This is a genomic window from Kitasatospora sp. NPDC101176 (genome assembly GCF_044768035.1).
In the GTDB taxonomy this organism is placed as follows: Bacteria; Actinomycetota; Actinomycetes; order Streptomycetales; family Streptomycetaceae; genus Kitasatospora.
Genome location: NZ_JBIWPA010000001.1, coordinates 679,197 through 689,369, shown reverse-complemented (window position 1 = coordinate 689,369; position 10,173 = coordinate 679,197). Strand labels below are relative to the sequence as shown.

Genomic DNA, 10,173 nt, shown 5'->3' with positions numbered 1-10,173 from the left:
GGCTCCCAGTAGACGACTGGGTTGATAGGCCGGATATGGAAGCCCTGTGAGGGGTGGAGTTGACCGGTACTAATAGGCCGAGGGCTTGTCCTCAGTTGCTCGCGTCCACTGTGTTGTTCTGAAACAACGACCGCCTTGTCGGCGGGTCGACAGTTTCATAGTGTTTCGGTGGTCATAGCGTGAGGGAAACGCCCGGTTACATTCCGAACCCGGAAGCTAAGCCTCACAGCGCCGATGGTACTGCAGGGGGGACCCTGTGGGAGAGTAGGACGCCGCCGAACAATTCTTCGAGAAAACCCTCGCCGGGATATCCGGCGGGGGTTTTCTGCATTTCCGCGCGCGGACCGGGCGTGGGGGAGCCGCGGGGGGAGGACGCCGCGGGGCCTTCCGGTGGGGGTGGGCCGGGCCGGGTCCGGCGGGGGAGGTGCCGGAGAGGGGGCGCTGCGGCCGCGGAGGCGCCGGGAGGGTGGGCGCCGGGGAGGCGCGGGTGGTTCAGGGGGTCGTGGATCTGCGGAGCTGCCGGAGGCACTCGGCGATCTCGGCCGGCGTCGACGGGCCGAGGGCGTCGGCGAGGCGGCCGTTGTGGAGGAAGACGACGCTGTCGGCGCTGGCGGCGGCTTCGGGGTCGGTGGTGACGAGGACCGCCGTGACGTCGAGAGCCTGGACCGCGCGGCGCAGCGAGGCGCCGACGGCGCGCGCGAGTTCGGGCGAGTCGTCGTGTCCGGGGGCGTCGACCAGGAGCAGCCGTGGTGAGCCGGCCAGCAGGCGGGCCAGCATCGCGTTGTGCTGCTGTGCCCGGCCGAGCTTGCGCAGCGGCCGCCGCCAGAACCAGAGCCGGGTGACCCGGCTGATCTGCCAGGCCTGGCGGCGGCCGAGCCGGGGGGTGCCCGGGTCGACGAACTCACGGACCGTCACGTTCGGGTGGACGGGCTCGTGTTGGCCCCAGAGCGCGCCGACGGCACCCCGTTCACCGTCGGCCCAGTGGACCGTGCCGGTGGACGGGGTGGTGAGGCCGGCCATGCACTCCAGCAGCGCCGTGGTGCTGGCGCGTTCGTCCCCCATGACGGCGCAGAAGCGTCCTTTTCGAACACCGAGCGAGAACTCGCGCAGCACCGCCGTGGGACCGTTCGTGCCCGGGTGGATTTTCGACACGTTTTCCAGCGTGACGGCACAGCCAGGTGCGGCTTCCCGCTCGGCCGGTGCTCCTCCCATCATGAATCCGCTCCCAGGCTTCCGTAAATGATGCGTGCGGCGACAAGGCATCGTGCTTGCATGCCCCGAACCTACTCGCTCGTAATGGGTTTAGGCCATGCTGCCCGCATCCGTTTGTATGGTGCACTTTCCTAGACCATGCGTGCCGGATCAGGATCGTGCCGGTGGTGGTGCCGCCGGTTCGTCGGTTCGGGGATCGTCGGAATAGGGCGAATTGTCAGAGAATTAGTCAGACCAGCGGATCTCCGCGCAGAAGGGCCCCGCCCAGCGGGGTCAGGGTGTGGTGGACCTTGTTGAGCGAGCGCAGCGTGGTGATGAGGCCGGCGGCCCGCAGGACGGCGGTGTGCTGGCTCGCGGCGGCCGTGGAGATGCCCACCAGCTCGCCGACCTCGGTGGTGGTGCAGGTGGTCGTCAGGACCTGCAGGACGGCCGCCCTGGTGCGCCCCAGGAGGGCTCCCAGGGCCTGGTCGCCGTCGGGCGCCGGATCCCACAGGTTCTCCCGCTCGCGGGGGACCGGGATGGGGTAGAGCAGCAGCAGGGGGCGGTTGCCCTGCTGCTCGATGAGGATCGGCGACCGGGAGAACAGGAACAGCGACGGGGCGATCTCCAGGCCGGTCGCCTCGAGCTTGATGTCGTTCCCGGTGCCGGGGACCTCCAGGACCGGCGGGCGCCAGCGGATCGCCGGGTGGAGCGTGCTGAGCAGCTGGTCGACCCCGCCGCTCATCATGATCTGCGCCCGGGCGTTGCGGTCCACCTCCAGGAGGGTCGAGACCTGGCTCCAGTACGGCTCGACCGCGATGCGGTGGAATGTCTCCAGATCGCGCAGGACGCGCGGTCGGAAGTCGGTTCCGGAGCCGGCCGAGGCGGAGTGTTCGAGAATTCGGTAGAGGTCCGGGAAAGGTCGTACGGTGCGGGCGAGTTCGGCCAGTGCCCGGCCGTCCCGTTCACCCGCGACCCGGCGGCGCCAGGAATGGAAAACCGGTCCTCCGCCGCCCGTGGCGAAGGTTTCCAGTGCGCACAGTGCCTCTCTCATCGGATCCGGATGTGCGGCCGACGACACTTTGGCCAGACTTGCCGGACTGAAGAATATGCGTCGCATTGCCAAGTCCCCCTTGAGGTCCGACGCGTTCGTGATCGGAGGTAATCGTTCTCAGGCCGGCATGGCGGCTGCTTCGATCACGTCCTCGGACGCACGGTCGGGCTCGTCGGGGAGAATCGGATAGAAGAGCGTCGGTCCGTCGGCAATGGCGTGGTCGTCCACCAGGACCGGGGAATCCGGCGCCAGGAAGTAGGACGGGGCGATCGTCAGCCCGACGTCCTCCAGCCGCCGGTCCTCGCTCTGCCCGGGAATCTCCAGCGAGCAGGTGGACAGCCGGAGCGTCGGGTGGAGGGTGCTCAACAGGCTTCGCGCGCCGCAGTCCTGGAGGATTTCCAGCCGCTTCGTGCGCTCGCTCTGGACGGTGTGCGAGATGACGTCCCAGTGGGGGGCGACCATGATGCGGTAGAAGGACTCCAGGTCCCGCAGGAGGCGGGTGTCGGCGCTGGTCCCGCCCTGTCGGGCGCGCCGGATCATGGTGTCCATGTCGGGGAACGGGCGGATGGTCCGGGCGAGTTCGACGAGCCGCCGGGTGGAGCCCAGGCGGTGGGCCGGGGCGAGCCGGCGCGCCGGGCCCGCAGGGCGGGTTTTATGCCATCGCAGCCGGCGTTTCGACTGGCGGTGTCGGGAGGCGAGCAGGTCCAGGGCGAAGAGTGATTCGCTGACCCAGTCAGGGGTCGGCATGATACGCGTTCTCAACAGGCTTGCCGACGTGAAGTGCAGACGTGGCACGAGTCCCCCATGAATGCCGTTGATGTGTGCGGGTCGGGAACGGGATCCACGGTGAGGTGGAAAGCCGACCCTGCGGTTCCGCAAGGTCGGCATGGCCATGCCCGTTCCCGTACCTACTACGCTACGTCGCACTTTAGGGGGGTGACAGTCGAGTCTTCGCCAGTTCGAAGGTGCAGTTCTCTGCACCTGATCCGGATAGCGGACTCGACTCGCTCCGCCCGCCTCCCGAGGCGGTCGTGACCCCAGGGGCGGAAGTGACGAGAGGGGCCGGAGGGGCCGGTGGGGCGATCGGCGCGGGCCCCTCCGCGGGGCCGGACGCGGTGACGCACCCGGGTCCGGACACGGGTCCGCGCCCTCGGCGGACCAGCCAAGAGCGCGGAAGTTCCTCCGGCGCGGGACCGATGTCCCGTCAGAGCGTGATGAGCACGTTGATCAGAACGCCAACGGCGACCACGGCGAGGACGACCCAGGGCCACATGGGGCGTTCCTTAGTGGGCTTCCAGCCGGTCGAATCGGGCATGACTGCTCCTGGCTTGTATTGGTACGGGGAGGTTTACGGCCGGGCCCCTCGGAAGACGGGGGACCCAACGAGGGGCCCGGCCAAGGGAATCGGTGCGGGAACTGTTTGTGCCCTGTTCACCGATTCCGGTCTGGGTTCACCGCGGCGCTCGACGGGAACGCCGGCGGTGACGCTGGTTCGGAAGACCAGTCCTCACGGGTAGTCGTGGTGGTCGAGGCAGGTCTGGCGCAGTTCCTTGATGCGGTCGTTCTGCTCTCCGATGTAACCCACCACGGTGCGCGCCGTACCCTTCTCCCGGATGTCGGCGTTGCGCATCTTCTCGGCGGTCGAGTGGATCGCGTCGCGGAGCTTGTCGTCGGGCGCCTGTTTGGACAGCCCGTCGAGCTCGTCGGCCCGCTCGCGCATCTTCTTGCGGGCCTCGTCCACGTTGTCGGGGAACGGGTCGGTGAAGGTCTTGCCGAAGATCTTCGCGCACAGCTCGATCCGGTCGGCCGCCTTGGTGCTGACCTCGCAGGCGGACGTTCCCGCGCCGACCAGGAGCGCGGCGGCCAGGGCCAGAACCGCTGTTCTGCTCCGCCGGCCTCCTGGCCCGGCCCCGCGGCTCCTCCGCGTGGGGTGCATGCTTCCTCCCTGGCTCCCGTGGGATCCGATGTGATGTGCCCGTCCTCCCGGCGTCGCTGCCGCCGTCGGATGACTCCATCCTGACGCCCGGCGAAGTGGTTTTCATGGGGGCTTACTTCCGATCGAAGGTGCAGTTCTCTGCACCTTTCTTCGTGCACGCCGGCGACTGTCCTGCGCGTTTTCGGCCCCGCTTAAAGACGTGGTGGGGGGTGGGCGCGGACATGGAGGCTGAGATCCGTACGGCCGGGGCGACGGGCGGTACCCGGGGTTCCGCCCCAGGGCCGTGCTGCACGGGGAGCGCAGGAGAGAGGGACGACGATGGGCCCAGCACGGACACTCGCGGAGAAGCTGTGGGAGCGCCACGTGGTGGCCTCCCGGCCCGGCGGACCGGACCTCCTCTACATCGACCTGCACCTGACCCACGAGGCCACCTCGCCGCAGGCCTTCGACGGGCTGCGACTGGCCGGACGCGGCGTCCGGCGCCCGGGGCTCACCCTGGCGCTGGAGGACCACAACGTGGCCACCACGCCCGACGCGGTCCTCGACCCGGTGAGCCTCGTCCAGCTGCGGACGCTGCGCCGCAACTGCGCCGAACAGGGCGTCGAGCTCTACTCGGTGGGACACCGGCGACAGGGCATCGTGCACGTCGTCGGGCCCGAACTCGGCCTGGTCCAGCCCGGCATGACGATCGTCTGCGGAGACAGCCACACCGCCACCCACGGGGCCTTCGGCGCGCTCGCCTTCGGCATCGGCACCAGCGACGTCGAGCACGTGCTGGCCACCCAGTGCCTGGAGATCGCCCGGCCGCGCACGCTCGCCGTCGAGTTCACCGGCCGGCTCCCCGCGGAGGTGGGGGCGAAGGAGCTGATCCTCGCACTGATCGCCCGGATCGGCGCCAACGGGGCGCAGGGCCACCTCATCGAGTACCGCGGCGAGGCGGTCCGCGGGCTGTCCATGGAGGCCCGGATGACGCTCTGCAACATGAGCATCGAGGCCGGTGCCCGGGCCGGGATCGTCGCACCCGACGACACCACCCTGGAGTACCTGCGCGGCCGCCCGCACGCCCCCACCGGGGCGCGCTGGGACGAGGCCGTCGCCGACTGGGCCACCCTGGTCACCGACCCCGGCGCGGTGTTCGACCGTACCGTCGAGCTCGACGTGAGCGCGCTGACCCCGCTCGTCACCTGGGGCACCAACCCCGCCCAGACCGTGCCGCTGGCCGACGTCGTCCCGGACCCGCGCGGCTTCGCCGACCCGCTCGAACTCGCCTCCGCCGAAAGGGCGCTGGAGTACATGGGGCTGCGGCCCGGCACCCCGATGCGGGACCTCGCCATCGACGTGGTCTTCCTCGGCTCCTGCACCAACGGCCGGCTCGAGGACCTGCGCTCCGCGGCCGGCGTGCTGCGCGGGCGCAGCGTCGCCGACGGGACCAGGATGCTGGTCGTCCCCGGCTCGATGCAGGTGCGCGCCGAGGCCGAGGCGGAGGGGCTGCACGAGGTCTTCCTGGCCGCCGGTGCCGAGTGGCGCCTGCCCGGCTGCTCGATGTGCCTGGGCATGAACACGGACCGTCTCGAGGGCGTCGAGCGCTGCGCCTCCACCTCGAACCGCAACTTCGAAGGCCGGCAGGGCGCGCGGGCCCGCACCCACCTGGTGTCGCCGGCGGTCGCCGCCGCCACGGCGGTGGCCGGGCGCCTCGCGGCCCCCGCCGACCTGGCCTGACCGCCCCCGGCCCGGCCGGAGAGAGGACAGCACAGCATGGAACCCTTCGTGGAACACCACGGACGCGCGGTCGCCCTGCGCCGCGACGACATCGACACCGACCAGATCCTGCCCGGAGAGTTCTGCAAGCGGGTCACCAAGTCCGGTTACCAGGACGGGCTGTTCGCGCGCTGGCGGGCCCAGGGCGGCTTCGTCCTGGAGGAGCCCCGGCACGCGGGCGCGACCGTCCTGCTGGCCGGCCGGGACTTCGGCATCGGCAGCTCCCGGGAGCACGCGGTGTGGGCGCTGCGCGACGGGGGCTTCCGCGCGGTCGTGGCCACCGGCTTCGGTGACATCTTCCGCCGCAACGCCCTCAACAACGGGCTCGTCCCCGTCGACCTGCCGACCCCGGTGGTCGAGCCGCTGATGGACCTCGCCGAGTCCGCCGGGGGCCTGACGGTCACCGTGGACCTGCGGGCCGGCCTGCTGCGCTGGCCCGGCGGCGAGCACCCGTTCACCGTGGACGACCGGGCCCGGGCCCGGCTGCTGGAGGGACAGGACGTGATCGCCGAGACGCTGCTGCAGGACGCCGCCATCGCGGCCTACGAGGCCCGCCGCCCGGCCTGGCTGCCGGAGATCCCGCGCGGCGCCTTCGACCGTGCGCGGCAGCAGCCTGCCGACGCGGTGGCGGGGGCGGCCCGATGACCGCCACCGCGCACCGCGACGCCGGCCGGCCCGATCCCGCGGCCCGCCCGGTGGGCGCCGGGCGGGTGGACGCGATGCCCGGCGGCGGACTGGCCGCGCTGCTCCTGGAGGGGCTGCCGCCGGGCACCGTCGACCTCGCCGTCGGAACCCCGGCCTACCCGGACACGCCGCCCGGGCTGGTCGAGGCGGCGGTGGCCGCGCTGCGCCGCGGGGTCCACCAGTACCAGGACCCGGCCGGCCTGCTCGCCCTGCGCGAGCGGATCGCCGCCGCGCTGCCCGGGGCGCCCGACCCGGTCGGTGAGATCACCGTCACCGTCGGCGGCAGCGAGGGCCTGGCCGTCGCGCTGCTCTCGCTGGTCGACCCGGGCGACGAGGTGATCGTCTTCGAGCCCTTCTACGAGAACTTCCTCAGCGCCGTCGCGCTCACCGGCGCGCGTCCGCGACCGGTGCGGCTGCGCGAGTCCGACTGGGGCGTCGACCCGGAGGAGCTGGCGGCGGCGTTCGGCCCGCGCACCCGCGCGGTGATCGTGAACAGCCCGGCCAACCCCACCGGGGCGGTCCTGGACCGCGCCACCCTGGAGCTGCTCGCCGAGCTCTGCGGCCGCTGGAACGCCACCGTCGTCTCGGACGAGGTGTACGCGGGCTACGTCTACGAGTCGGCCGGCTACCGCTCGGTCGCCGAGGTCGAGGGCCTGGCCGACCGGTCGGTGGTGGTCGGCAGCCTCTCCAAGAGCCACTCGGTCAGCGGCTGGCGGCTCGGCTTCCTGCGTGCGGCGCCGCCCCTGACCGCGCTGCTGCGCAAGGTGCACGTGGCGACCACCGGCGGCGCCGCCGCCGCCCTGCAGCACGCCGCGGCCGACGCGGACCTGCTGCTGCCGGACCGCTGGGACCACGCGGCGGGGATGCGCGAACGGCGCGACCGCACCGTGGCCCTGCTGCGGGACGCGGGCTTCGCCCTCACCCGGCCGGCCGGCGGCTGCTACGTGCTGGCCCGGATCGACGGGCTGACCGACGAGCCCAGCCCGCGGTTCGTGCGCACGCTGCTCGCCGAGACCGGCGTGCTGGTGGCGCCGGGCACCTCGTTCTTCCTCGACCCGGCCGACGGCGAGCGCTACGTCCGGGTCGCGTTCAACCGTCCGCTCCACACCCTCGACACCGCTGCCGAGCGGCTTCGCGCCCGCAGCCCGCAGAAGGGAGTCACCCAGTGACAACCGCCATCAGCATCTCGACCGAAGCGCGGTACGACGGGTTGGTCCTCGGGATCTCCGCCGACACCACGGGCAACCGGCTGGTCGACCTCGGCCGGGAGCAGGGGTCGTTCATCCGCGAGCGGATCACCGAGCACGGGGCGGTGGTGCTCAGCGGCTTCGACTGGCAGGAGTGGCCGGAGCTGGACACCTTCGTCAACGCCGTGGTCGGCCGGCCGCTCGACTACACCGAGCGCTCCTCGCCGCGCACCGAGCTGCACCCCGGGGTGTTCACCGCGACCGACCACCCGGCGACCGAGGAGATCTTCCTCCACACCGAGCAGTCGTACAACCTGAACGTTCCGCGCTACCTGTTCTTCTTCTGCCGGCAGGAGTCGCCCGACGGCGGCGCCAGCCTGCTGGCCGACTGCCGCGCCCTGTACCGCGGGCTGCCCCGGGAGACCGCCGAGCGCTTCGAGCGCGAGGGGTACCTGCTGGTCCGCAACTTCCGCCCCGGCCTGGGCCTCTCCTGGCAGGAGGCGTTCGGCACCAGCGACCCGGACGAGGTCAAGGCCTACTGCGACGCCAACCGGATCGAACTGGAGTGGCTGGAGCGCAACCACCTGCGGACCCGCCAGCTGCGCTGGGCGGTCGCCGCCCACCCGGAGACCGGCGTCCGCTCCTGGTTCAACCACCTGACCTTCTTCCACGCCCGCACCCTGCGCGAGGACGTCGCCGACTTCCTCCTGGAGGAGTACGGCCCGTGGGGCATGCCGACCAACACCTTCCACGCGGACGGCAGCGAGATCCCGGACGAGGTGGTGCACCAGCTGCAGGCCGCGTACCGGGAGCAGCAGGTCGACGTCAACGTGCACACCGGTGAGGTGCTGGTCGTGGACAACATCAGCGTGGCGCACGGGCGGGCGCCGTTCGTCCCGCCGCGCGACCTGTTCGTCAGCATGGCCGGGGCGCACGCCTGGTCGGAGCTCCGCCCGGTGGAGCGGACGTCGGCGCCGGCGGTGGCGCTGCCGACCGCGCCGCGGTGACCGCGGCCGGCACGACGGCCGACGCCGCCGACGCGGTGGCCGCCGAGCCGGGCCCGCCGCCGCTCGCCCGCAACCGCGAGTACAACCTGTTGTGGACCGCGAACGTGGTCTCCCAGCTGGGCGCGCAGGGCACGCTGATCGCCTACCCGCTATTGGTGCTGGGCCTCGGCGGCTCCGCGTTCGAGGCCTCGCTGGCGGAGTTCGCGATCGCGGGCTCGCGGGCGCTGGCCGCGCTGCCGGCCGGCGCGCTCGCGGACCGGGTCAGCCGCAAGGCGCTGATGCTGGTCTCGGAGCTCGGGCGGGCCGTGGCCCTGGGCCTGCTGGCGCTCCTGGTGGCGCTGGGGCACGCGCCGCTGGCGGTGATCCTGGTGGTGGCGGTCGTCGAGGGGGTCTGCACCTCCCTGTTCGGCACCGCCGACCAGGCGCTGCTGCCGGGCGTCGTGCCGGCCTCGCAACTGGCCGACGCGGTGACCCGCAACACCGCCCGCTACTACCTGGCGACCATCGTGGGCCCGGGGATCGGCGGATTCCTGTACGGCGTCCAGCGGTTGCTGCCGTTCCTCACCCAGGCCGTCACCTCGGCGCTCGCCTTCGTGACGCTGCTGTTCCTGCGCGCGCCGGCGCCGCGGCCCGCCGCGGACGGCGCGGACGCCGGCCGCGGGGACGCCGCCGACGGGCCCGGCGAGGGGCCGCAGGAGAGCACCCTGCAGGCGATGGCCGCCGGGCTGCGCTGGCTGCGCGGCAACCGGCCGGTGCGGGCCACCGTGCTGCTCGGCACCGCCTTCAACCTGGTGTTCAGCGGCCTGCTGATCACCGTGGTGGTGATGGCGCAGCAGGACGGCCGGTCCGGCGCCGAGATCGGGGCCATCGGTGCGCTGATCGGCGCGGGCGGCGTGCTGGGCGCGCTGTCGGCCGGAGTGCTGCGCCGCTCGCTCACCCCGTTCACCGCGCTGATGGTGCTGACCTGGGCGAGCGCCGCCCTGGTGCCGCTGCTCGCGGTGGTGCCGACGGGCTGGCCGGCCGGGCTGGTGTTGGGCGCGGCGGCGTTCCTGGCGCCGACCGCGACCGCGCTGGTGGCCGGCCACCAGATGATGGTCACCCCGGACGCCATGCGCGGCCGGCTGGCCGGTCTGATCGGGGTGTCGATGGGCGCCGCGGCGGCGCTGGGCCCGCTGCTGTCCGGGCTGCTGCTGGAGACCGTGCACGGGGTGCCCACCGTGTTGAGCTGTGCGGCGGCGTTCCTGCTGATCGCACTCGGCGTCGCCGCCACCCCCGCGGTGCGCGCCTTCCCCGCCCTGCCCGACGACCGGGGGCATCCGCCCGGGAGTTGAGGCCCGGGATCCGAGGTCCGGGGAA

General features: G+C 72.4%; 9 protein-coding genes and 2 rRNA genes. 7 read left to right on the top strand and 4 right to left on the bottom strand.

All coding sequences use genetic code 11. The features are described 5' to 3' along the window. Both ACIRS1_RS02725 and rrf read left to right on the top strand, forming a co-directional pair. A 23S ribosomal RNA gene (locus tag ACIRS1_RS02725) occupies positions 1-93 on the top strand; the annotation flags it as partial. A gap of 71 nt (positions 94-164) precedes the next feature. Then, positions 165-281: ribosomal RNA gene (gene rrf, locus ACIRS1_RS02720) — 5S ribosomal RNA — on the top strand. A 211-nt stretch (positions 282-492) separates the two neighbouring features. Here the strand turns inward: rrf and ACIRS1_RS02715 are convergent. From ACIRS1_RS02715 to ACIRS1_RS02700, 4 genes are all read right to left on the bottom strand, one after another. Next, the gene (locus tag ACIRS1_RS02715; protein WP_402836268.1) at positions 493-1,152 is read right to left on the bottom strand and encodes an ATP-binding cassette domain-containing protein; all 660 of its coding nucleotides are present in this window, start codon (positions 1,150-1,152) and stop codon (positions 493-495) included. A gap of 289 nt (positions 1,153-1,441) precedes the next feature. Beyond that, positions 1,442-2,245 carry a winged helix-turn-helix domain-containing protein gene (locus ACIRS1_RS02710; RefSeq protein ID WP_360214048.1) on the bottom strand — a complete coding sequence of 268 codons (804 nt, stop codon included), beginning with the start codon at positions 2,243-2,245 and terminating at the stop codon, positions 1,442-1,444. 117 nt (positions 2,246-2,362) lie between these two features. Next, positions 2,363-2,992, bottom strand: a complete 630-nt coding sequence (locus tag ACIRS1_RS02705; protein ID WP_402836266.1) for a hypothetical protein — start codon at positions 2,990-2,992, stop codon at positions 2,363-2,365. Positions 2,993-3,752: 760 nt separating this feature from the next. Continuing rightward, entirely contained in the window at positions 3,753-4,181 is a 429-nt protein-coding gene (locus tag ACIRS1_RS02700; protein WP_360214052.1) for a hypothetical protein, read from the bottom strand. Between the two features lie 318 nt (positions 4,182-4,499). Between ACIRS1_RS02700 and leuC the strand changes: the two genes are divergently transcribed. From leuC to ACIRS1_RS02675, 5 genes are read left to right on the top strand one after another with little or no spacing between them, the layout of a single operon-like run. Beyond that, on the top strand, positions 4,500-5,900 hold the full coding sequence (gene leuC / locus ACIRS1_RS02695) for a 3-isopropylmalate dehydratase large subunit (RefSeq protein WP_360214054.1): 1,401 nt from the start codon (positions 4,500-4,502) through the stop codon (positions 5,898-5,900). A gap of 36 nt (positions 5,901-5,936) precedes the next feature. Further along, positions 5,937-6,584: a 3-isopropylmalate dehydratase small subunit gene (leuD, locus tag ACIRS1_RS02690; protein WP_360214056.1), complete on the top strand. Its 648-nt coding sequence runs from the start codon at positions 5,937-5,939 to the stop codon at positions 6,582-6,584. Then, a complete protein-coding gene (locus tag ACIRS1_RS02685) occupies positions 6,581-7,792 on the top strand; it encodes a pyridoxal phosphate-dependent aminotransferase (RefSeq protein WP_402836263.1) in 1,212 nt (403 codons plus the stop codon). Before leuD ends, ACIRS1_RS02685 begins: the two co-directional genes overlap by 4 nt. Beyond that, positions 7,789-8,817: a TauD/TfdA family dioxygenase gene (locus tag ACIRS1_RS02680; RefSeq protein WP_360214060.1), complete on the top strand. Its 1,029-nt coding sequence runs from the start codon at positions 7,789-7,791 to the stop codon at positions 8,815-8,817. Before ACIRS1_RS02685 ends, ACIRS1_RS02680 begins: the two co-directional genes overlap by 4 nt. Beyond that, positions 8,814-10,148, top strand: coding sequence for an MFS transporter (locus ACIRS1_RS02675; protein ID WP_402836261.1), 1,335 nt, complete (start codon positions 8,814-8,816; stop codon positions 10,146-10,148). Before ACIRS1_RS02680 ends, ACIRS1_RS02675 begins: the two co-directional genes overlap by 4 nt. Positions 10,149-10,173: the final 25 nt, after the last annotated feature.

Excerpts from the sequence above, each read along its gene's own strand:
- ACIRS1_RS02710 (WP_360214048.1), bottom strand. The coding sequence starts at position 2,245 with ATGAGAGAGGCACTGTGCGCACTGGAAACCTTCGCCACGGGCGGCGGA.
- ACIRS1_RS02700 (WP_360214052.1), bottom strand. The coding sequence starts at position 4,181 with ATGCACCCCACGCGGAGGAGCCGCGGGGCCGGGCCAGGAGGCCGGCGG.
- leuD (WP_360214056.1), top strand. The coding sequence starts at position 5,937 with ATGGAACCCTTCGTGGAACACCACGGACGCGCGGTCGCCCTGCGCCGC.
- leuC (WP_360214054.1), top strand. The coding sequence starts at position 4,500 with ATGGGCCCAGCACGGACACTCGCGGAGAAGCTGTGGGAGCGCCACGTG.
- ACIRS1_RS02685 (WP_402836263.1), top strand. The coding sequence starts at position 6,581 with ATGACCGCCACCGCGCACCGCGACGCCGGCCGGCCCGATCCCGCGGCC.
- ACIRS1_RS02705 (WP_402836266.1), bottom strand. The coding sequence starts at position 2,992 with ATGCCGACCCCTGACTGGGTCAGCGAATCACTCTTCGCCCTGGACCTG.